The following is a 22,742-nucleotide window of genomic DNA, read 5'->3' as shown; positions in this document are numbered from 1 at the left end:
TAACCATCAAATTTAAAAAATGAAAATGAATTACACCCTAACACATTTCAATACACCTAATTTGGTTAAGATATCTAACAACATCTGCCCCTATGTAAATCCATAAGTACTCTCAGATGAAAGAAAAGACAACTAAAGAACCAACCATCGATTATGTATTAAGAACAACCTGGCTCACCGTACAAAAGATGTATAACGAAGAAGCTGCTAAATTTGGAAGCACCATGGCAACCGGTTTTACATTATTAAGTATAGATCCCGAAAAAGGCACTGCTTCAACAGCCCTAGGTCCTAAAATGGGTATGGAAGCTACAAGTCTCTCACGAATTTTAAAAACCATGGAAACCAAAGGACTTATAGAACGACGTCCTAATCCAGAAGATGGTCGAGGCGTTATTATACACCTTACCGAATTTGGTCGCGAGAAAAGAGAATATGCTAAAAACCAGGTTTTAATTTTTAATAACACTATTAAAAACCACATTTCAGAAGACAAATTAAAACACTTTTACGAGGTAACCGATTTAATTAATGAAATGATTTCGAACAAGAAAATATACAATCAAAACGATTAGAAGTATATAAAAACCATGACTAAACGAAGAATAAAAAAAGTAGCCATTATTGGTTCTGGAATTATGGGTAGCGGTATCGCCTGCCATTTTGCAAACATTGGTGTCGATGTCTTGCTACTGGATATTGTTCCCAGAGAACTTAATGATGCCGAAAAGGCCAAAGGCCTGACATTAAACGACAACATTGTTAGAAACCGCATAGTAAATGATGCTTTAGGTAAGGCATTAAAATCGAACCCCTCACCTATTTATCATCAAAAATTTGCTTCACGTATTACCACTGGAAATCTTGAAGACGACATTAGTAAAGTAGCCCATGTCGATTGGATTATGGAAGTCGTTGTTGAACGCCTTGATATTAAAAAGCAAGTCTTCGAAACCTTAGATAAACACCGTACTCCGGGAACCTTAATTACCTCGAACACCTCGGGTATCCCTATTCATTTTATGAGCGAAGGTCGAAGTGAAGATTTTCAAAACCATTTCTGTGGGACACACTTTTTCAATCCGGCACGCTATTTAAAACTATTTGAAATCATTCCTGGACCTAAAACGTCGTCTGATGTTTTAGATTTCCTAAACGGATATGGTGAACAATTTTTGGGTAAAACTTCGGTTGTTGCCAAAGACACACCTGCATTCATCGGTAACCGTATTGGTATTTTTGGCATTCAAAGTTTATTCCATCAGGTAAAAGAATTGGGCTTAACAATCGAAGAAGTCGATAAATTAACGGGGCCGGTAATTGGCAGACCTAAATCGGCTACCTTTCGCACAGTCGATGTGGTAGGTTTAGACACTTTAGTGCATGTGGCAAATGGTATATATGATAATTGCCCGGATGATGAAGCTCATGAGCTTTTCAAACTTCCGGATTTCATCAATACCATGATGGAAAACAAATGGTTGGGCAGTAAAACAGGTCAAGGGTTTTACAAAAAAGTTAAACATGCCGATGGCTCAAGTGAAATACTATCATTAGACCTCGACACACTGGAATACCGTAAAAGTAAAAAAGCCAACTTCGCCACTTTAGAGCTTACTAAAACTATAGATAAAGTCATCGACCGTTTTCCAATTTTAGTTAGCGGAAAAGATAAAGCAGGCGCTTTTTACCGTAAAAACTTTGCGGCGATGTTCGCTTATGTTTCAAACCGAATTCCAGAAATATCAGACGAGCTTTATAAAATTGATGATGCGATGAAAGCCGGCTTTGGCTGGGAACATGGTCCGTTTCAAATCTGGGACGCTATTGGTATTGAAAAAGGTATCGACATCATGAAATCTGAAGGTTTAGAACCTGCATCTTGGGTAAATGACATGCTTACTTCGGGAAGTAAATCATTTTACACCATTAAAGAAGGGGCTACCTATTTCTATAATATTTCAAGCAAATCTCAGGAAAAAGTTCCGGGACAAGATGCCTTTATCATATTAGATAACATCAGAAAATCTAATGAAGTTTTTAAAAATTCAGGAGTTGTTATTGAAGATTTAGGTGATGGTATTCTTAATTGTGAATTCCAAAGTAAAATGAATACCATTGGAGGCGATGTTCTTGCCGGATTAAACAAAGCAATTGATATCGCAGAAAAAGATTTCGATGGTCTTGTTATCGGAAACCAAGGCGCAAACTTCTCCGTAGGTGCTAATATTGGTATGATTTTCATGATGGCTGTCGAGCAGGAATACGACGAGTTAAATGCTGCCATTAAATATTTTCAGGATACCATGATGCGCATGCGCTACTCAGCTATCCCAACCATTTCAGCGCCACACGGCATGACACTTGGTGGTGGTTGTGAACTATCGATGCATGTTGATAAAGTTGTGGCTGCGGCAGAGACTTATATCGGATTGGTTGAATTTGGCGTTGGTGTGATTCCTGGTGGTGGCGGTTCTAAAGAAATGGCATTGCGGGCTTCAGACGCTTTCAGGAAAGGTGATGTGGAATTGAATACATTACAGGAATATTTCTTAACCATTGGTATGGCCAAAGTATCAACCTCAGCATACGAAGCTTTCGATTTAGGCGTGCTTCAAAAAGGAAAAGATATTGTTGTAGTTAATAAAGACCGACAAATAGCAACAGCAAAAGCGCATGCCAGATCAATGGCAGATGCCGGCTATACGCAACCCCTAAAACGTAACGATGTTAAAGTACTTGGTAAGCAAGCATTGGGAATGTTTTTAGTTGGAACAGATGCCATGGAAGCTTCCAAATACATTAGCGAACACGACCATAAAATAGCCAATAAATTGGCTTACGTTATGGCTGGTGGCGATTTAAGTGAACCTACTCTGGTAAGCGAACAGTACTTATTAGATTTAGAGCGTGAAGCCTTCCTGAGTTTATGTACCGAACGTAAAACTCTGGAACGTATTCAGTACATGCTAAAAACTGGTAAACCATTAAGAAACTAAACTAAAATGAAACAAGCATATATAGTAAAAGCATATAGAACGGCAGTTGGAAAAGCTCCTAAAGGCTTATTCCGCTTCAAGCGAACTGATGAGTTGGCTGCCGAAACCATTCAGTATATGATGAAGGAATTACCACAACTCGACAAATCGCGCATAGACGATGTTATTGTTGGTAATGCCATGCCTGAGGGTTCTCAAGGACTTAACATGGCTCGATTTATTTCTTTAATAGGTTTGAATAGTGTGGATGTTCCTGGAGTTACTGTTAATAGATTTTGTGCTTCAGGTATTGAAACCATAGGAATTGCAACAGCTAAAATTCAAGCCGGAATGGCCGACTGTATTATTGCCGGTGGTGCCGAAAGTATGAGTGCTGTGCCTATGACAGGATTTAAACCTGAACTAAATTACGATACCGTTAAAGCCGGACACCCAGATTATTATTGGGGTATGGGAAATACAGCCGAAGCTGTCGCTAATCAATTTAAAGTGTCTCGTGAAGATCAGGATGAATTTGCTTATAATTCACACATGAAGGCCTTAAAGGCACAAGCAGAAAATCGTTTTAAGGATCAGATTGTTCCCATTGATGTCGAACAAACCTATATTGATGAAAACGGTAAGAAAGCAACAAAAAGCTACACAGTTACAAAAGACGAAGGACCACGTGCAGGAACTAATTTAGAAGCTTTGGCAAAATTGCGTCCGGTATTTGCTGCCGGCGGAAGTGTTACCGCTGGTAACTCTTCGCAAATGAGTGACGGCGCTGCTTTCGTCATGATTATGAGTGAAGAAATGGTTAAAGAACTTAATTTAGAACCCATTGCACGCCTTGTAAATTATGCAGCAGCTGGTGTAGAACCACGCATTATGGGTATTGGTCCTGTAAAAGCCATTCCTAAAGCCTTAAAACAAGCTGGTTTAAAACAAGCCGATTTAGAACTTATTGAACTAAATGAAGCTTTTGCATCACAATCTATTGCCGTTATCCGAGAGCTAAATCTTAATCCCAATATCGTTAATGTGAACGGAGGCGCTATTGCGCTTGGACATCCACTGGGTTGTACCGGAACCAAGCTTTCGGTTCAGCTTTTTGATGAAATGCGTAAACGTAATATGACAGGTAAATACGGTGCCGTAACTATGTGTGTCGGTACTGGGCAAGGTGCTTGTGGAATTTTTGAATTTTTAAACTAAAAAGAACTTAATACTATTATTAATATGGAAGCAACAGAACAAGATATTTTACGTGGCGGACAATTTTTGGTAAAAGAAACCAACTGTGAAGATGTGTTTACTCCCGAAGATTTTAACGAGGAACAACGCATGATGAAGGATGCCGTTACCGAGTTTGTAGATCGCGAATTATGGCCTAACAAACCTCGTTTTGAAGCCAAAGATTATGCCTTAACCGAATCCTGCATGCAAAAAGCGGCTGAAATGGGATTCTTAGGCGTTTCCGTTCCTGAAGCATACGGTGGTATGGGTATGGGATTTGTTGACACCATGTTAGTCTGCGATTATATTTCAGGTGCAACAGGGTCCTTCAGTACGGCATTTGGTGCGCATACTGGTATTGGAACCATGCCTATCTTGTTATATGGTACCGAAGATCAAAAACAAAAATATGTACCAAAATTGGCTTCAGGCGAATGGTTTGGTTCTTATTGTTTAACAGAACCCGGCGCAGGTAGTGATGCCAACTCAGGAAAAACCACTGCTACCCTATCTGAAGACGGTAAAAGCTATAAAATTAATGGTCAGAAAATGTGGATTTCCAATGCGGGATTCTGTAGCTTAATGATAGTTTTTGCTCGCATTGAAGATGACAAATACATTACCGGATTTATCGTGGAATACGATTCAGCAAATCCTAACGGAATCACTTTAGGGGAAGAAGAACATAAATTGGGAATTCGTGCCTCTTCAACACGTCAGGTGTTTTTCAATGACACTGTAGTTCCTATTGAGAATATGCTATCAACAAGAGGTAATGGTTTTAAAATTGCCATGAATGCCCTTAATATTGGGCGCATAAAATTAGCAGCTGCCTGTTTAGATGCACAACGTCGCACCATCACCGAATCGGTGAAATATGCAAACGAGCGCATTCAATTTAAAACGCCTATTTCAAGTTTTGGAGCCATGCGTCAAAAAATTGCTGAAATGGCAACCAATTGTTGGGTAGGTGAAGCAGCTAGTTATCGTGCCGCAAAAAATATTGAAGACCGCATTGAAATAAGAAAAGCAGAAGGAAAAGACACGCATCAGGAAGCTGAACTTAAAGGCGTAGAAGAATATGCCATTGAATGTTCCATTTTAAAAGTGGCGGTTTCAGAGTTTATTCAGCATTGTACCGACGAAGGTATTCAGATTTTTGGAGGTATGGGATTCTCTGAAGACACACCAATTGAATCGGCTTGGAGAGATGCCAGAATTTCAAGAATCTACGAAGGAACGAACGAAATCAATCGTATGCTTTGCATTGGAATGCTTATCAAAAAAGCTATGAAAGGTCATGTTGATGTCCTGACTCCTGCCATGGCAGTTAAAGACGAACTTATGAGTATTCCTTCATTTGAATCGCCAGACTATTCTGCTTTATTTTCAGAAGAGAAAAACATCATTAAAAATCTTAAAAAACTGTTCTTAATGGTGGCAGGTGCAACGCTTCAAAAATATGGAGAAGAGATTGAGAAGCACCAGCAACTTATGCTAGCCGCTTCCGATATTTTAATTCAAATCTATTTAGCAGAATCGGCAATTTTACGTGCTGAAAAAATGGCTAAAAAAGAAGGTGAAGACAAAGCAAAAGAACAAATAGCCATGGCCAAACTGAATTTATTCCATGCTATTGATGTGATTGAAACAGCAGGTAAACACTCCATCATTTCATTTTCTACGGGAGATGAGCAACGTATGATGCTTATGGGCTTAAAACGTTACATTAAATACGTGAATATGCCCAATATTATAGAACTAAGAAACATTATTGCCAATAAGGTTATTACTGAAAACAAGTACTGTTTCTAAAACATAAAGTGACTAATTTAAATTATAAAAGCGTTTCAATGTAATTATTGAAACGCTTTTATTTTTTTAAGTATTTTAGTAGAAATTAAAAGTTTATGAAACAAACTACAATTTATATTTTACTATTCTTTACTTCAATAATTACAGCGCAAACCAATCAAAAAATATATGATATTATTGAGGCCGTTTCTGCCGAACGTATTGAAAAAGACATTGAAACTTTAGTGAATTTCGGAACCAGAAATACCTTTAGCGACACCTTATCAGACACAAGAGGTATTGGTGCTGCTAGACGGTGGATAAAACAGGAGTTTGAAAATATTTCTAAAGATTGTAATAACTGCCTTGACGTTTTTTACCAGAAAGATTATGTAACCAAAAAAGGAAATAATCGAGTACCTCATGATGCCTGGGTGGTTAATGTTATTGCTATTCAAAAAGGCACAAAATACCCAAACAGTTATATTATTATGAGTGGCGATATAGATTCTCGAGCCAGCGACACTATGGATTTCACTACCGATGCACCAGGAGCCAACGATAACGCCTCCGGAATGGCTGGAACTATTGAAGCTGCCCGAGTTTTATCGAACTATAAATTTGAACACAGTATTGTATATGTAGGCCTATCTGGTGAAGAGCAAGGTTTATTTGGTGGCAAAGGCTTAGCTAATTATGCCAAAAACCATAACTGGGATATTGTTGGCGTTTTTAACAACGATATGATTGGAAATATAAAAGGTGTTGATGGTGTTATTGACAACCGTGCTTTTAGAATTTTCTCGGAGCCTGTGCCAGCTAACGAACCCGAACAAACCAGAAACCTACGTCGTTTTTATGGTGGTGAAGTCGATGGAATCTCCCGTCAATTGGCAAGATATATTCATAAAACAACCAAAACCTATATGCCCGAAATGAACCCCATGATGATTTACAGGTTAGATCGCTTTGGTCGCGGCGGTCACCATCGTCCGTTTAACGACTTAGGCTTTCCTGCTATTCGTATTATGGAGGCCCATGAAAATTATACACAACAGCATCAGGATATCCGTGAAGAAAACGGTATAAAATATGGTGATGTTCTGGAACATGTTAATTTTAACTACGCAAAAAAACTCACGGCTGTAAATGCTATTAATCTGGCTAGCTTGGCTTCTGCCCCTCCCGCGCCTAAAGAAGTCGCTATTGGTGGCATTGTTGAAGCTTCAGCTAAATTAAAATGGAATAAAGTGGATGGCGCTAAAGGCTACAAAATATACTGGCGCGATACCACTTCACCTACCTGGGATTATAGCCGATACGTTGGTGATGTTTCTGAATTTACGCTAGAAGGGTTTGTTATTGATAATTATTTCTTCGGCATTGCAGCAATTGGTGAAAATGGCTTTGAAAGTATAGTTACATTTCCTAATGCCATCATTAGAAATTAACATAGATTTAGCAGCCTTTTATATGGGTTTTTAATTAATTTACGGTTTAAACACAAACTAATGAACACCCGTTTTTTACTATTTTCGATATCGTTTTTAGCTTTATCTCTTTCGGCGAATGCCCAGTTAATGACCGATAAAAATGAATTTACACAACAAGACACCTTACGAGGTAGTATAACTCCCGAACGTTCTTGGTGGGATTTAACCTATTATCATTTAGATGTGGAAATAGCCCCTGATAAAAAATTCATTTCAGGAAAAAACACCATTCAATATAAAGTTTTAGAGCGCCAATCGGTGATGCAAATTGATTTGCAGGAGCCACTTAAAATTACCAAAGTAACTCAAAATGGAAAATCCTTAAAAGTGTTTCATAATGGTAACGCTCATTTTGTCTATTTAAAAAAGAAACAGGAAATTGGTAAAACTAATAGCATAGAAGTCTATTACGAAGGAAACCCTAAAACAGCTGTAAAAGCCCCATGGGATGGTGGTTTTTCTTGGAAAACAGATAAGCATGGTAATCCGTTTGTGGCAACCTCTTGCCAAGGTCTTGGAGCCAGTGTTTGGTGGCCTTGTAAAGACCATATGTACGATGAAGTAGACAGCATGGATATTAGTGTAACGGTTCCGAAAGGATTAATGGATGTCTCAAACGGGCAATTTGCTGGAAAAACTGAAAATGAAACCACGACCACTTACAACTGGACAGTAAAAAATCCTATAAACAACTACGGAGTTAACGCCAATGTCGGTGATTATGTGCATTTCACTGAAATATACGAAGGAGAAAAAGGGCCATTAAAAATGGACTATTATGTACTTCGTGATAATTTAGAAAAAGCTAAAGAACAATTTAAACAAGCTCCTAAAATGATGAAGGCGTTTGAATACTGGTTTGGACCATACCCTTTTTACGAAGATGGATTTAAAATTGTTGAAACCCCATATTTAGGCATGGAACACCAGAGCTCTGTAACCTACGGAAACGGTTTTAAAAATGGCTATTTAGGACGTGATCTTTCAGGAACGGGATGGGGTTTAAAGTTCGATTTCATTATTGTTCACGAATCGGGACACGAGTGGTTTGCCAACAATATCACTTACAAGGATGCCGCAGATATGTGGATTCATGAAAGCTTCACAAATTATTCTGAATCGCTTTATTTAGAATATTACTTCGGAAAAGAAGCCGCTTCAGAATATGTTATAGGCATTAGAAAAAACATTTTAAACGACAAGCCAATTATCGGGCCATACAATGTTAACAAAGAAGGTTCTGGCGATATGTACTACAAAGGGGCTAATATGATTCATACCCTTCGTCAATTGATTGAAGATGATGAAAAATTCCGAAACATATTACGCGGTATGAATGAAACTTTTTATCATCAAACAGTTACGACGCAACAAATCGAAAATTACATTAGCAAACAAACAGGTTACGATTTACAACAATTTTTCGACCAATATTTAAGAACAACAAAAATTCCAACACTGGAATATTCAATTAATAATAAAGAGCTTAAATTCCGTTGGACAAACATTGTTGAAAAATTCGACATGCCGGTACTTGCATCAGTTAACGGAAAAGCGCAATGGATTTACCCAAAAGCAGATTGGAAAACTATTCCGCTTGACGGTTCGGAAAATACTTTTAAAGTTGATCCTAACTTTTACATCGAAACAAAAAAATTATAACATAAATGCTGCCTGAACTTTACTTTAAAACCGATACAGAATGGCGAAACTGGTTGCATGACCATCACAGTAAAGTAACGGGCGTTTATTTAATTTTTTATAAGGTAGACCACGAAAACGACAGTATGCGTTGGGAAGAAGCTGTTAAAGTAGCGCTTTGTTATGGTTGGATTGATTCAACCGTTAAGAGTTTAGGTGATGGCAAACGCCGACAATACTTTACACCCAGAAATCCTAAAAGTGTTTGGAGTGCGCTTAACAAAAGATATATTGAAGAATTAGTTTCTGAAAACCTAATGCACACCAGTGGATTAGAAACTATTGATATTGCTAAAAAAAATGGAAGTTGGTCGGCTTTAGACGATGTTGAAAATGGTATCATCCCTGAAGATTTACAACAAGAATTCGATAAACATACCGAGGCTTACAACAACTACCTCAGCTTTGCGCCTTCCTACAGAAAAAGTTACTTATACTGGCTGAATCAAGCCAAACGTGAAGCCACAAGGAAAAAGCGCATAACTGAAATCATTCAATTATGCGCTGATAATATAAAATCGAGGGATTCTTATTAATGTTCTAATTATTAAAATGAGAATAAATACTCGACTCCATTGAGCGCTGGTTTATAGAACTATTAAATATCGACAGAATTCGTTTGGCAATTCCTGTCCAACCAAAATTACGACGTGCAAAACGTGCTCCTTCTACCGATAATTCATTCCGCAATTTCGGATAAAGCAAAGGCATCGATAACATGGCTCCAAACTCTAATGGACGGTGCGGATCGGCGAATAACGCCTGATTACCAAAATCGATTAAATCATATAAGCCGCCATGAACGGTAACCACACTTGGGGTACCACAAGCCATAGCCTCAATAGCTACCATACCAAAAGGTTCATAACGCGAAGGCATGGCAAAAATATTCGCAGACCGATATACATTTGCCAAATCGGCATCGGCGATATAACTTTTCCAGGTAATCTTGTCTAACACTCCTAATTCTCCTGCTAACTTTTTTAAGCCTTCAACCCCTTTATCATCTTGCTTTGAATTATCGCCTCCAATAGCAGCCACCAATCGCGCTTCCGGACAAAGTTCAAAAACGGTTGGTAACGCCTGAATTAACAAATCGTAGCCTTTATTATGAGCCATTCTTCCTAATGCTAAAATATCGGTAGGATGAATATCGTATTTTGCTCTTATCCTGTCGTTTTCTTTTGAAGGAACAGGGTAAAAGCGGTTTTCGTCAATGCCAGGAGGAATCATACCACAATTTCGAGGCAATACATCATATTGTTGCGTTAATAAATCAACCTGAGGTAAGGTAGTTGCAATCACATAATTACACATTTGATAAACGAAATATTCTTTTCTAATACGCTCTTTAAAACGGTATTTTTTTTCCATATCCTCTTCACTCATATCGCTTCCCATAGTATGCTGCTTCCACCAACCCAAAGAATGAGGTGTGTGTACATGGCAAATGCCTAATTCTTCGGCTATTTTTTGTCCTGCCCAACCGGCATCCCAGTAATGCGTATAAACTACATCATACTTTTTACGTTCCTTTTGAATAGCCGCCAGACAGTTGGTTACAAACTTTTTCAGGTGGTCGTGCATGTCTTCTTTTCTAATGAATTTTTTTCCTCCAAAAGGAATACGCCAAACACTGTAATTTTCATCAACGTGATCGTATTCCGGCTGATCTTCAAATTGTCGGGTTACCAAATCCACTCGTTTTCCTAATCTGCTAAAACGTTCTGCGAGCTCTAAAACATAAACTACTTGTCCTCCCGTATCGGGTTTTCCTAATTCGGCATTAGCACCTACATATCCGTGCAAAGAGATCATTAAAATTGACTTCATAATATATATTTTAGTTATTAATTACTTTTAAATCGTTACAAGCAGAAATGTACTGAGCCGCAGACCACGCCTGATAGGCTTTCCCCATAGCTTTACCTGAAGTTCCATGAGCCCATTCGGTAAATTCCCATTCTTCGGTTAACCCCTGTTTATTAATTAAGGCCAGTTTGTACAACTCTGAAACAGCTACTTCACGTAATCCCAGCTTATTCACAAACTTCACCCAGAAGCCTCCAACAAAAGGCCAGATACCTCCATTGTGATAATGATGCGGAAGATTTAACAAATTAACTGTGTAATAGGGTCTCCAATCCGGATCACCAGGCGTTACTACTGGATACACATTTCGTATTGGGAATGGATCGTTAACGCCTACTCCTAAAATAAATTTGAAGGTTTGATGCGCTTTTTCGGCATCGACCGTGCCGTGTAAAAAGGCTAAAACATTTCCAAATACATCACAGCGCCAGCTAAAATCGAACGGGGTGGTTTGTGCTATTAAATAAGAGGTATCACCAAGTGTAAACTGACGTTCGGCAAACGATACCGACTGAAATAATTTCTGTTGTGTAGAAGGCCAGAAGTTTTGAAGAATTTCCTTTTTAATGACCTGAGACCATCTGATATATTCTCCGGCTTCCTCATAATCACCAAGCATTTCAAGCATTCGTCCATAACATACATTGGCACGATACCACAATATTTCGTCGTATAAAATGTTATAACTTCCACCGAATAAATCCGTCCAGTCACCTGCCTCAGGAATTTCCAGTAAAGCATCATTATTACTATCGTGAGCCCCAAGCCAACGCATAGTTTCTTTAATATCTGAAATATACTTACGAAGAAAATCGATATCTTTTGTGACATTAACATATTCGTAAAATGCTATCACCACCCAAATACCACTATCGATAGAACAGATACCACCTACCCCAGAATAGTCAGCGACATTGTCTTTTATACGCACGTTTGATGGGATTTGGCCGTTACGTGAAATATGCTCGAAAAGCGTTACTAAAGTTTGTCTTTGACATTTATGAATTTCTTCATCATGAATTAGTGATAAAGACCCAATAACGGTAATCGCTCCATCACGAGCCCATACACTGTGGTAATTTTCATCAGTACCACTAGGTACATTATCTTTTATAGAACAGGCTGAAAATCCGAGCGGCGTTATATTTTTCTTCAAGGCTATAATCGCCTTTTCATAGCCTTCTCGTATCAGTTCTAATTTTTCCTTGTCGTCATCTTCAGCAATATGATTTAATTCCTGCTGAATAAAATAATCATCGGTATGATCTTCTTCTAAACAGGTTTCTGCTTCTTGTGGTAATATGTTATAGTAAACCAATCCTTCAATAACACCATTACCATGATCTCCTTCAGAATGATAAACCTGCCTGTATTTTGTAAACTTATAAAGTTCTTCATGAGCATTTGCAACCACAATACCCCGAATGCCTTTCATGTTAAACATTGCAGAATCGTTTCCACTATCTCCGGCAACCAAAACATTGTCGGCTGTTAAATTGAGTTTAGTTAGTAGCCACTGCAAGGCATTGCCTTTGTTTGCCCATTTAGGGAGTACATCTAGAAACTTATTACCCGAGTACACAATATTCACCAACATATTAGCTTTCGCAAAATCAGCCTCAATACTTTCTATGAGTTCGTCGTTAGCATCGTGAAAAAAGTAACTTCTTTTATACGAATGTTGAAATTTTGCAGGTTGTTCACTGATTGGATGTTCTATACTTTGCACCAATTTTTCAACCGATTCTAAATCCCAACCTTCATCTAACACATCATTGAATTCTTTTACAATACAATCTTTATTACAATCGTAAATTAGGGTACCAACGCCCCCAATGATATAATCGGGTTTAGGCAGTACTCCTTTTTTTATAAGACGGAGCACATCGTCTATTAATCGTCCTGTATTATAAGTTAGGATGATACCTTCAGGTTTATACTTTTTCCAAATTGTTTTAAAATTGCTTTTAAGCGTGTGAAATTCTATTAATGTGTTATCAATATCGAAAGAAAGGAGCTTGATAGGACTCTTATCAGTAAAGTTTGTTTCCATATTAAGAAATTCTGAAGCGTTTTATCTGTTTTTCACTAAAAAACCACAAAAAACACATGGTTTTTGCTTAATATACGCAAAAAAACACGAAAACCAGCTCAAAATTTATTTTAAGAAAACCTGCTAAAGACCTTTTTAAGGGAATAAAAAAAATTAGTGGTTTAAAATACAGATTTGTAAATTAAACCACCGTATACCATGAATATGAAAAAGAAAGAAATTTAAGTTAAATACCACTTATAAAACTACCATAAGGATCTTTAAACTGCATACCTTCGGAAAAACGATGCTTACTTAACTGGTTAAATTCAGCCAATCCCCAAAGCACAAATTCTTTCATAAAATAACTGTCTATCGGATTCAGTTTAGGTTGATATTTTCCTAACAAATCGTTTAACGGACTTACACCATCTAATAGACTTTTGTATTCCTTGTCACGCAAACTATCACCCAATTCAAAACCATCTTTCTGATTGAAGAACCAAGAAATGATATCATCATAAGGCGTTTCTTCTTCCTGTTTCTTTAGTTTTTCAATTTTAGGAAAGTATTGTACAAATAAACTTTTTACTGCTTCTCCAATTAAATTATAAGCCACAACAGCCGCTCCTTCCTGTTCACCCTCGTAAACCAATTCTACTTTTCCGGTAATAGAAGGAATAACCCCCATAAAATCTGATAAACGTACCGTTGTAGTTTCATCGCCTGCAAGTAAAGCACGACGCTCGGCAGTACTTAATAAATTTTCTAAAGCTGTGATACTTAAACGAGCGCTTACACCACTTTTAGCATCGATATAATCGCTTTTACGGGCTTCAAAAACAATCTGTTCTAATAAATCGCGGGCTAAATCCGGAACCACAACGGTCTCTTTCTGACTTTCCACCAATTTTGCTTCTTGTTCTGTAATCTGTTTAGCTGTTTCAATATTAACCGGATAATGCGTTAATATCTGTGAGCCAATTCTATCCTTTAACGGTGTAACAATACTACCTCTGTTAGTATAATCTTCAGGATTGGCGGTAAACACGAATTGAATATCTAAAGGTAATCGCAATTTAAATCCACGGATTTGTATATCTCCCTCCTGCAATATATTAAATAAAGCCACCTGAATTCTGGCTTGTAAATCAGGCAACTCGTTAATCACAAAAATAGAACGGTTGGCTCGAGGAATCATACCGTAATGAATCACACGATCATCGGCATAACTAAGTTTCAGGTTTGCTGCTTTTATTGGGTCAACATCACCTATAATATCAGCCACGGTAACATCGGGCGTCGCTAATTTTTCAGCAAAACGTTCACTGCGATGTAACCAACCAATTGGCGTATTATCACCTTTTTCTTTAATTAGTTCTGTTGCATATCGAGAAATAGGTTGAAACGGATCGTCGTTAATCTCAGAACCTTCAACAAAAGGAATATACTCATCTAATAAATTCAGCATTAAACGGGCTAAACGCGTTTTCGCTTGTCCGCGTAATCCAAGTAGATTAATATTATGTCTTGATAAAATAGCACGCTCTAATTCGGGAATCACGGTATTTTCATACCCGTGAACACCTTCAAAAGTCGTTTCCTTATTTTTTATTTTTTGAATCAGATTATCTCTTAATTCATCTTTAATAGATTTACTTTGATAACCTGATTTCTTTAAGTCTCCAAGTGTTTTTATGTTTTCAATATTCATAAGCTATCCTCTAATTCTCTTTTTTCTATTGGTTTCGTAATCTTCAAAAATCATTTCTCCTAAACCTTTAATGCCAGTATAAAAGGCTTTGCCCTGATTGGCATAGGTAAACTCCCTGACAAATTGCATTAAGTAATTGTCTTTTGCAATCATAAAGGTTGTAATAGGAATATGCAAACGTCTGGCTTGCTGGGCCATGGCATAACATTTATTAACAATATTAGGATTTAGTCCAAAACTATCTTTAAAATATTCGCCATTAGATAACCGCAAACAACTAGGTTTTCCATCGGTAATCATAAAGATTTGCTTATTGGTGTTGCGTTTTCTTCGAAGTAAATCCATTGCCAGTTGCAATCCGGCTACCGTATTGGTATGGTAAGGTCCTACTTTCAAATAGGGTAAGTCTTTAATTTCTATTTGCCAGGCATCGTTTCCAAATACTAAAATATCTAAGGTATCTTTTGGATATCGAGTAGTAATTAATTCGGCTAAAGCCATGGCTACTTTTTTTGCCGGTGTTATACGATCTTCACCATATAATATCATACTATGGCTAATATCTATCATAAGCACCGTGCTCATTTGCGATTTATGAAGGGTTTCCTCAACTACTAAATCACTTTCCGATAGGTTAAAATCTGAAATTCCGTGGTTAATTTGAGCATTACGCAAGCTTTCGGTCATGGACACCTTATCAAGTGCATCACCAAACTGATACCCTCGAAAATCTCCCGTATGTTCATCACCTACTCCAGGACTTTTACTTCGATGGTTACCCTGTCCGCTTCGTTTTATTTTTCCGAAAATCTGATCCAAAGCCTGCTGACGAATGGCGCGCTCGGTTTTGGCAGTTATTGCCGTACCACCATTACCATCTGGATCAAGTTCTTCACGAATAAAGCCTTTCTTGATAAGGTCTTCGATAAAATCGTCTATAGAATAGTCTGGAGTGGTTAATTTGTATTCTTTATCGAGTTCACGCAACCAATCGATAGCCTCATCGAAATCACCAGAAGTATGCGTTATTAATTCTTTAAAAATTTCGAATAAAGTATCGAAAGGTGATTTATTCGGTGCTTCGTACGACTTGAAAACAAATCCTTTTCTTGTAGTATTATCGTGTCTCATAGCTGTATAAAAATACTATATTTTTACACACCAAACACAGTTATACAATTAGAAATATCTATGGCAATCAGAAGAATGCTAATAGTTTCTATTCAACACGCTTCAATCCTTCAAGGTCTTCAATTTTAATTTTTTTACCTGAAGTTGAAATTAAACCTTGTTTTTTAAACTGAGAAAGTACCCGAATAGCAGACTCGACAGCTGTACCTACAATGTTGGCATAATCTTCACGAGATAAAACAACACTTAAAGTCTTATCTGAATTTGTTCCGAAGCTTTCGTAAAGGTAGACTAATGTCTCGGCTAAACGCTGACGTACCGATTTTTGAGCCATATTAACAATAATATCATCGGCTTGTCTCAAATCGTTAGCCATATCTTTTAAAACATCCAGGGTAAAATTGGAATTTTTCTGTAGATCACTAATAATTTCAGATTTAGGAATAAAGCAAACTTCCATATCGTTTAAGGCTACGGCACTTAAATTTGCTGTCTCATCTGTTACCAACGAGCGCTGCCCAAGTAAGTCTCCTTTCACTACCAACTTCACAATTTGATCTTTACCGTTGGCACTTAATTTAGATAACTTACAAACCCCATCGCGAATACAAAAAACCCCATTTATAACATCTCCTTCTTCAAAAATAGTTTCTCCTTTTTTGATGATTTTAGAAGTTTTGCACCCGGAAATACGCACCAATTCATCTTTGGTAAGCGATTTTAACGAATTAAATTGCTTAACAATACATTGTTCACATTTACTCATACCTGAAATTTATATGTTCGGTAAAAATACTTAAAATTCATGATAAAAGTCATATATTGTAAGGAGTTCTTTTGGGAATTTTGTTACAGGTATAATAATGAGCAAATTGTATGGATCAAGAAAATTGTTTCCACTGTGGCGACGTATGCGATTCGCAGGCTATTACATTTAACGATAAGACATTCTGTTGTAATGGTTGTAAGACCGTATATGAAATTTTTTCTGAAAACGACTTAACCTGTTACTACGACTTACAGGCAGCACCTGGTGCAACCCCAAAGGACATTGAAGGTAAATACGATTTTTTATCTCAGGAAAACATTATTGAAAAATTAACCGAATTTAATGACGGTAAAACCCAAATTACCACACTTTATATTCCGCATATACATTGTAGCTCCTGTATCTGGATTTTAGAAAACCTCAACAAATTAAATCCAGGCATTTCTGCTTCCCAGGTAAATTTCGGCAAAAAAAATGTTCGGGTAACCTACAATACTCAAGACACATCGCTTAAAGATGTTGTGATTCTTTTAAGTAGTATTGGCTATGAACCATATATATCTCTTGACGATTTTAAGACAGGAAAAGCACAAGTTAACCGCTCACTTATTTACAAATTAGGGATTGCGGGTTTTGCCTTTGGAAATGTCATGTTCTTATCCTTTCCTGAATATTTTGAAGTGGGCGAATATTGGTTAGAGCAATACAAACACCTGTTTCGCTGGTTGATGTTTACCTTTTCGTTACCTGTAGTGTTTTATGCTGGTCAGGATTATTTTATTTCAGCCTATAAAGGTTTACGTAAGGGGCTTTTAAACATAGATGTACCTATTGCTTTGGGCATCGCTGTACTTTTCATTCGCAGCACCATAGATATTATTTTCGATTTAGGCTCTGGGTTTTTCGATAGCCTGACCGGATTGGTTTTCTTTTTATTACTCGGAAAGTTTTTTCAACAGAAAACCTATTCATTTTTATCCTTCGAACGCGATTACAAATCCTATTTCCCTATTGCCATAACTAAAATTGAAAATGGCATAGAAACCCCTATTCAGGTTTATGATATTAAACAAGGTGACCGACTATTAATTAGAAACGAAGAATTAATTCCTGCCGATGGCATTTTAATTAACGGTAATGCCCAAATAGATTATAGTTTTGTTACCGGTGAATCTAAAACAGTCAGTAAAGATTCCGGTGATAAACTTTTTGCCGGCGGCAAGCAAACAGCCGGACTTATAGAAATGGAAGCTTTAAAATCGGTAGAACAAAGCTACCTAACACAGTTATGGAGTCATGATGTGTTCAATAAAAACAAAGAAGACCATTTTACCACACTTACCAATGCCATTAGTAAACGTTTTACTATTGCCATATTAAGTATTGCTGTATTAGCAACAACGTATTGGTATGTTGTTGATGCTTCCAAAGCTATTAATGTTTTTACCGCAGTTCTCATAATTGCCTGTCCCTGCGCTTTGGCTTTAGCAGCTCCATTTACTTTCGGAAATCTGCTTCGTATTTTTGGCAAACTAAAATTCTACGTAAAAAACGCTTCGGTTATTGAACAGTTAGCTGAAATTAATACGGTTATTTTTGACAAAACAGGAACAATAACCTCAAATGAAAAAAGTATTGCGACTTATGATGGTGATATGCTATCTACTTCAGAAGAAATTTTATTAAAAAATACACTTCGCGGTTCTAACCATCCGTTAAGCAGAACCCTTTACGACATTCTGGATGAACACAATATTATTTCTTTAAATCATTTTGAAGAACATTTAGGAAAAGGTATTGAAGCATCTTACCTAAACGACAATATTAAAATTGGCTCGGCGAGTTTTGTGGGAGGCAGTGATCCATCAATTTTAAACACAACCGTACATATTAGCACCAACAATAAGTACAAAGGAAAATATACCTTCTATAACAGCTACCGTACAGGTTTATCTAAACTATTTAATAAACTTAAACAGGAATTCGATTTAGTTATCCTTTCGGGTGATAATGCCGGAGAACAGGAAAATCTAAAAAAACTTCTACCTGCCAAGACCAAATTGATTTTCAACCAGAAACCAGATGACAAGCTGGAATACATAAAATATCACCAGACCGAAGGTGCCAAAGTACTTATGGTTGGCGATGGTTTAAACGATGCCGGAGCACTGGCACAAAGTAATGTAGGGATTGCGCTATCAGAAAACGTGAATGTCTTCAGCCCTGCCTGCGATGCTATTTTAGACGCTTCAAAATTTAATCAGCTATATCAATTTATTAAAGCCTCTAAACAGGCCATAACTATAATTAAGTGGAGTTTTGTGCTTTCTTTTATTTACAACAGCATTGGACTTTACTTTGCGGTAACCGGGCAATTAGCACCTGTTATTGCAGCGATATTAATGCCATTAAGTTCTATTAGTGTTGTGGTATTTACCACCATTGCTACAAACTTTATAGGTAAGAAGATAAAATAAAGGTTATTTTTTTAAACATGATAAAAGTCATGTTTTAAGAAACCTTTCACATTTAATTTTGACCCGTAACTTCAATAGGTATGAGTGTTATATATATGTTATTAGGTATTAGCATCGTGGTGGCTATTGTCTTCTTCGTTGCTTTTATTGTTGCTGTTAAGAAAGGACAGTACGATGATGATTACACCCCTTCGGTAAGAATGCTTTTTGAAGACGAATTAGTAAAAGACCAATCAAAAACAACCATTAAAAACAAAAAGACCAATTAATCATTATGGAAGTACAACAATTTTACTACGACAACAAGATTGTTAAAAAATTCTTATTTGCTACCATGCTTTGGGGAGTTGTAGGAATGCTTGTAGGCTTGCTCTTAGCCTTTTTATTTTTGTTTCCAAACCTAACCGACGGAATTCCGTGGTTAAGCTTTGGGCGACTAAGACCACTACACACTAACGCCGTTATTTTTGCCTTTGTAGGTAATGCCATTTTTGCCGGTGTGTATTATTCCTCTCAACGCCTTTTAAAAACCAGAATGTTCAGTGATGTACTGAGTAACATTAACTTCTGGGGGTGGCAATTAATTATTGTGGCCGCAGCCATTTCCTTGCCTTTAGGATACACTACATCAAAAGAATACGCCGAGTTGGAATGGCCTATAGATATTGCCATTGCTTTAGTTTGGGTAGCCTTTGGCGCCAACTTAATAGGAACGATTTTAAGACGTCGTCAACGTCACTTATATGTTGCCATCTGGTTCTATTTAGCAACATTTGTAACAGTTGCTGTACTACATATTTTTAATAATATAGAACTTCCTGTAAGCGGTATGAAAAGCTACTCGGTTTACGCCGGTGTACAGGATGCCTTAGTACAATGGTGGTACGGACATAATGCCGTTGCATTCTTCCTAACTACACCTTTCTTAGGATTAATGTATTACTTTGTACCTAAAGCAGCAAACAGACCTATCTATTCGTACCGTTTATCTATCATCCACTTCTGGTCTTTAATCTTTATTTATATCTGGGCTGGTCCTCACCACTTATTATATACCGCATTACCTGAATGGGCGCAAAACTTAGGTGTTGCTTTCTCTGTCATGTTATTAATGCCTTCTTGGGGTGGTATGATTAACGGACTACTAACCTTACGCGGTGCCTGGGACAAAGTTCGTGTAGACCCTGTTTTAAAATTCATGGTGGTTGCACTAACCGGATATGGTATGGCAACATTTGAAGGTCCGATGCTATCTCTTAAAAACGTAAATGCTATTGGTCACTTTACCGACTGGATTATTGCTCACGTACACGTTGGAGCACTTGCATGGAACGGATTTCTTGCCTTTGGTATGATTTACTGGTTAGTTCCTAAACTATTTAAAACACAATTATACTCTTTAAAACTTGCTAATGCGCACTTCTGGGTAGGAACTTTAGGTATTATTATTTATGCCTTACCTATGTACGTTGCCGGATTTACTCAAGCTAGTATGTGGAAACAGTTTAACCCAGACGGCACTTTAATGTATGGTAACTTCCTGGAAACTGTAACCGAAATTATTCCAATGTACTGGATGCGTGCTATTGGTGGTTCGTTATATATCTTCGGAATGTTTATTCTGGCTTATAACATTATAACCACTATTAGAAAGTCGCAAAATGCCGTAACCGACGAATTAGCTGAGGCTCCTGCACTGGAGCGTGTGTCTAAACACCGCGTAGCTGGTGAAGGATGGCATACCTGGTTAGAACGTAAACCAATTAAACTTACCATTTATGCAACCATCGCTATTTTAATTGGTGGTATTGTACAAATCGTTCCGACTTTAATGGTAGAATCTAATATTCCGACATTAACAAGTGTTAAACCTTATACACCTTTAGAGTTAGAAGGACGTGATATTTACATCCGTGAAGGTTGTGTGGGCTGCCACTCACAAATGATTCGTCCGTTTAGAAGTGAAGTAGAACGCTACGGAGAATATTCGAAAGCTGGAGAATATGTTTACGATCACCCGTTCTTATGGGGTAGTAAACGTACCGGACCGGATTTACACCGTGTTGGTGGTAAATATTCAGATAACTGGCACTTAAACCACTTATACGATCCACAAAGCACCTCTTCAGGTTCTATTATGCCGGCTTATCAATGGTTGGTTAAAAACAAACTGGATAAATCGAAAACCGAAGATAAAATGCGTGCTATGGTTAGCCTAGGTGTTCCGTATACGGAAGATGACATTGACAATGCACAACAGCACATGCTAGACCAAGGAACTAAAATCGAGAAAAACCTGTATACCGACCCAGATTTTGCTGCAAATTATGAAGCAGACAAGAAAGCTGCCGGTGCCGATTTTACCGAAATGCGCAATCGTGAAATTGTAGCTGTTATAGCTTATTTACAACGATTAGGAACCGACATTAAGGTTAAAGATTCTGAAATTTCTTCAACTAAAAACTAAACGTCATGATGAAATTTATAAAAAACCATATGGAGACCATTGCCGGGGTAGAGATCTACCCTATCATCTCCCTGCTAATCTTTTTTATCTTTTTTGTTGTACTATTTTGGTGGGTTGTTACTGCTAAAAAAGATTATATAAAAACTGTTAGTAACCTACCACTAGAAAACCAAAACGACCAAACATTATGAGACAATCATTCCCTTCATGGTTAAGAGTTCCAATAATATTCTTTGCGATATTTTTCTTAGCCGAATTCCTTATAGATTCCGGAGACAAACCAGCCTTTGTAGAATACCCGTTACTGGCACTATTCCTTTTACTGGTCATCTTTATTTTAATTGCAATAGAAGGTATAGTAAGCTCTATGAAGTCTATACTTTATCAAAGTTTAGACGAAGCTGCAAAGGCTCGCTTTGATGCTGAACAAGAAACACCTTCTAAATTCATTCAATGGGTTAAGAATATATATAAAGTACTTGCAGGTACAAAACCCATTGAAAAAGAACACGAAATTATTCTGGATCACAACTACGATGGTATTCAGGAATTAGATAACGATTTACCACCGTGGTGGTTATATGGGTTCTATGCTTCAATCGTTTTTGCTGCAATCTATTTACTACGTTTCCACGTTTTTAATGGCGAAGGCCAATACGACGAATTAAATACTGAATATGCTGAAGCTCAAAAAGCCATTGAAGAATACAAGAAAACGGCTAAAGACTTAGTAGATTTCAATACTGTTGAACTATTAACCGATGCTTCCGATTTAAGCAACGGTAAAAAAATATTCGATGCCAACTGTGTAGCTTGTCATAAAGCTGACGGTGGTGGTGGTATCGGACCTAACTTAACCGATGAATACTGGATTCTTGGTGGTGGTATTAAAAATGTATTTAAAACAGTTTCTGAAGGTGGCCGTGATGGTAAAGGTATGATTGCCTGGTCTAAAAACGGATTAAAACCATCAGAAATTGCACAAGTATCAAGCTATGTTTTAAGCTTCCAGGGCACAACCCCTGCCGAGCCTAAAGCTGCTGAAGGAGAAATTTGGAACGACGCAAACTAAAAC

17 protein-coding genes are annotated in these 22,742 nt (G+C 37.4%); 12 read left to right on the top strand and 5 right to left on the bottom strand.

The features are described from left to right. Positions 1 to 116: 116 nt before the first annotated feature. The 7 genes from R1X58_RS10890 (at position 117) to R1X58_RS10860 (ending at position 9,741) form a co-directional block, all read left to right on the top strand. Positions 117 to 575, top strand: a complete 459-nt coding sequence (locus R1X58_RS10890; protein ID WP_240572770.1) for a MarR family winged helix-turn-helix transcriptional regulator — start codon at positions 117 to 119, stop codon at positions 573 to 575. Between the two features lie 15 nt (positions 576 to 590). Next, on the top strand, positions 591 to 2,999 hold the full coding sequence (locus tag R1X58_RS10885; RefSeq protein WP_240572769.1) for a 3-hydroxyacyl-CoA dehydrogenase/enoyl-CoA hydratase family protein: 2,409 nt from the start codon (positions 591 to 593) through the stop codon (positions 2,997 to 2,999). A gap of 6 nt (positions 3,000 to 3,005) precedes the next feature. Then, positions 3,006 to 4,196, top strand: a complete 1,191-nt coding sequence (locus R1X58_RS10880; protein WP_240572768.1) for an acetyl-CoA C-acyltransferase — start codon at positions 3,006 to 3,008, stop codon at positions 4,194 to 4,196. A gap of 24 nt (positions 4,197 to 4,220) precedes the next feature. Continuing rightward, positions 4,221 to 6,032, top strand: a complete 1,812-nt coding sequence (locus R1X58_RS10875) for an acyl-CoA dehydrogenase family protein (RefSeq protein ID WP_240572767.1) — start codon at positions 4,221 to 4,223, stop codon at positions 6,030 to 6,032. A gap of 95 nt (positions 6,033 to 6,127) precedes the next feature. After that, positions 6,128 to 7,462 carry a M28 family peptidase gene (locus tag R1X58_RS10870; RefSeq protein ID WP_240572766.1) on the top strand — a complete coding sequence of 445 codons (1,335 nt, stop codon included), beginning with the start codon at positions 6,128 to 6,130 and terminating at the stop codon, positions 7,460 to 7,462. A gap of 60 nt (positions 7,463 to 7,522) precedes the next feature. After that, positions 7,523 to 9,166, top strand: coding sequence for a M1 family metallopeptidase (locus R1X58_RS10865; protein ID WP_240572765.1), 1,644 nt, complete (start codon positions 7,523 to 7,525; stop codon positions 9,164 to 9,166). A 5-nt stretch (positions 9,167 to 9,171) separates the two neighbouring features. Further along, positions 9,172 to 9,741 carry a YdeI/OmpD-associated family protein gene (locus R1X58_RS10860; RefSeq protein WP_240572764.1) on the top strand — a complete coding sequence of 190 codons (570 nt, stop codon included), beginning with the start codon at positions 9,172 to 9,174 and terminating at the stop codon, positions 9,739 to 9,741. Positions 9,742 to 9,745: 4 nt separating this feature from the next. Here R1X58_RS10860 and R1X58_RS10855 read toward each other — a convergent pair whose 3' ends face one another. From R1X58_RS10855 to R1X58_RS10835, 5 genes are all read right to left on the bottom strand, one after another. After that, positions 9,746 to 11,038 carry a glycosyltransferase gene (locus R1X58_RS10855; RefSeq protein WP_240572763.1) on the bottom strand — a complete coding sequence of 431 codons (1,293 nt, stop codon included), beginning with the start codon at positions 11,036 to 11,038 and terminating at the stop codon, positions 9,746 to 9,748. Positions 11,039 to 11,048: 10 nt separating this feature from the next. Beyond that, on the bottom strand, positions 11,049 to 13,130 hold the full coding sequence (locus R1X58_RS10850) for an HAD-IIB family hydrolase (RefSeq protein WP_240572762.1): 2,082 nt from the start codon (positions 13,128 to 13,130) through the stop codon (positions 11,049 to 11,051). 226 nt (positions 13,131 to 13,356) lie between these two features. Then, on the bottom strand, positions 13,357 to 14,823 hold the full coding sequence (locus R1X58_RS10845) for a MoxR family ATPase (RefSeq protein WP_240572761.1): 1,467 nt from the start codon (positions 14,821 to 14,823) through the stop codon (positions 13,357 to 13,359). A gap of 3 nt (positions 14,824 to 14,826) precedes the next feature. After that, a complete protein-coding gene (locus tag R1X58_RS10840; protein WP_240572760.1) occupies positions 14,827 to 15,954 on the bottom strand; it encodes a vWA domain-containing protein in 1,128 nt (375 codons plus the stop codon). A gap of 88 nt (positions 15,955 to 16,042) precedes the next feature. Beyond that, a complete protein-coding gene (locus R1X58_RS10835; protein WP_240572759.1) occupies positions 16,043 to 16,720 on the bottom strand; it encodes a Crp/Fnr family transcriptional regulator in 678 nt (225 codons plus the stop codon). Positions 16,721 to 16,830: 110 nt separating this feature from the next. On the opposite strand from R1X58_RS10835, the gene R1X58_RS10830 reads away from it, so the two are divergent. From R1X58_RS10830 to R1X58_RS10810, 5 genes are all read left to right on the top strand, one after another. Then, complete coding sequence (locus R1X58_RS10830) at positions 16,831 to 19,200, top strand: heavy metal translocating P-type ATPase (protein WP_240572758.1); 2,370 nt, start codon at positions 16,831 to 16,833, stop codon at positions 19,198 to 19,200. Between the two features lie 80 nt (positions 19,201 to 19,280). After that, positions 19,281 to 19,469: a cbb3-type cytochrome oxidase assembly protein CcoS gene (ccoS, locus tag R1X58_RS10825; protein ID WP_188215089.1), complete on the top strand. Its 189-nt coding sequence runs from the start codon at positions 19,281 to 19,283 to the stop codon at positions 19,467 to 19,469. Between the two features lie 5 nt (positions 19,470 to 19,474). Further along, positions 19,475 to 21,667: a cytochrome-c oxidase, cbb3-type subunit I gene (gene ccoN, locus R1X58_RS10820; RefSeq protein WP_240572757.1), complete on the top strand. Its 2,193-nt coding sequence runs from the start codon at positions 19,475 to 19,477 to the stop codon at positions 21,665 to 21,667. 5 nt (positions 21,668 to 21,672) lie between these two features. Further along, positions 21,673 to 21,858: a CcoQ/FixQ family Cbb3-type cytochrome c oxidase assembly chaperone gene (locus tag R1X58_RS10815; protein WP_240572756.1), complete on the top strand. Its 186-nt coding sequence runs from the start codon at positions 21,673 to 21,675 to the stop codon at positions 21,856 to 21,858. Continuing rightward, positions 21,855 to 22,739, top strand: coding sequence for a cbb3-type cytochrome c oxidase N-terminal domain-containing protein (locus tag R1X58_RS10810; RefSeq protein WP_240572755.1), 885 nt, complete (start codon positions 21,855 to 21,857; stop codon positions 22,737 to 22,739). The genes R1X58_RS10815 and R1X58_RS10810 overlap by 4 nt, the downstream gene beginning before the upstream one ends. The last annotated feature ends 3 nt before the right edge of the window (positions 22,740 to 22,742 follow it).

The sequence above is a fragment of the Aestuariibaculum lutulentum genome, from assembly GCF_032926325.1.
GTDB classification, from domain to species: domain Bacteria; phylum Bacteroidota; class Bacteroidia; order Flavobacteriales; family Flavobacteriaceae; genus Aestuariibaculum; species Aestuariibaculum lutulentum.
Note: the sequence above shows the minus strand (reverse complement) of the source record. Positions and strands in the feature narration are given on the sequence as shown.

What these genes read in the sequence shown, in the direction of transcription:
- R1X58_RS10870 (WP_240572766.1), top strand. Translation starts at nt 6,128, where the DNA reads ATGAAACAAACTACAATTTATATTTTACTATTCTTTACTTCAATAATT.
- R1X58_RS10885 (WP_240572769.1), top strand. Translation starts at nt 591, where the DNA reads ATGACTAAACGAAGAATAAAAAAAGTAGCCATTATTGGTTCTGGAATT.
- R1X58_RS10890 (WP_240572770.1), top strand. Translation starts at nt 117, where the DNA reads ATGAAAGAAAAGACAACTAAAGAACCAACCATCGATTATGTATTAAGA.
- R1X58_RS10815 (WP_240572756.1), top strand. Translation starts at nt 21,673, where the DNA reads ATGATGAAATTTATAAAAAACCATATGGAGACCATTGCCGGGGTAGAG.
- R1X58_RS10880 (WP_240572768.1), top strand. Translation starts at nt 3,006, where the DNA reads ATGAAACAAGCATATATAGTAAAAGCATATAGAACGGCAGTTGGAAAA.
- R1X58_RS10835 (WP_240572759.1), bottom strand. Translation starts at nt 16,720, where the DNA reads ATGAGTAAATGTGAACAATGTATTGTTAAGCAATTTAATTCGTTAAAA.
- R1X58_RS10810 (WP_240572755.1), top strand. Translation starts at nt 21,855, where the DNA reads ATGAGACAATCATTCCCTTCATGGTTAAGAGTTCCAATAATATTCTTT.
- ccoN (WP_240572757.1), top strand. Translation starts at nt 19,475, where the DNA reads ATGGAAGTACAACAATTTTACTACGACAACAAGATTGTTAAAAAATTC.
- R1X58_RS10850 (WP_240572762.1), bottom strand. Translation starts at nt 13,130, where the DNA reads ATGGAAACAAACTTTACTGATAAGAGTCCTATCAAGCTCCTTTCTTTC.
- R1X58_RS10875 (WP_240572767.1), top strand. Translation starts at nt 4,221, where the DNA reads ATGGAAGCAACAGAACAAGATATTTTACGTGGCGGACAATTTTTGGTA.
- R1X58_RS10865 (WP_240572765.1), top strand. Translation starts at nt 7,523, where the DNA reads ATGAACACCCGTTTTTTACTATTTTCGATATCGTTTTTAGCTTTATCT.
- R1X58_RS10860 (WP_240572764.1), top strand. Translation starts at nt 9,172, where the DNA reads ATGCTGCCTGAACTTTACTTTAAAACCGATACAGAATGGCGAAACTGG.
- R1X58_RS10855 (WP_240572763.1), bottom strand. Translation starts at nt 11,038, where the DNA reads ATGAAGTCAATTTTAATGATCTCTTTGCACGGATATGTAGGTGCTAAT.
- R1X58_RS10840 (WP_240572760.1), bottom strand. Translation starts at nt 15,954, where the DNA reads ATGAGACACGATAATACTACAAGAAAAGGATTTGTTTTCAAGTCGTAC.
- ccoS (WP_188215089.1), top strand. Translation starts at nt 19,281, where the DNA reads ATGAGTGTTATATATATGTTATTAGGTATTAGCATCGTGGTGGCTATT.
- R1X58_RS10830 (WP_240572758.1), top strand. Translation starts at nt 16,831, where the DNA reads ATGGATCAAGAAAATTGTTTCCACTGTGGCGACGTATGCGATTCGCAG.
- R1X58_RS10845 (WP_240572761.1), bottom strand. Translation starts at nt 14,823, where the DNA reads ATGAATATTGAAAACATAAAAACACTTGGAGACTTAAAGAAATCAGGT.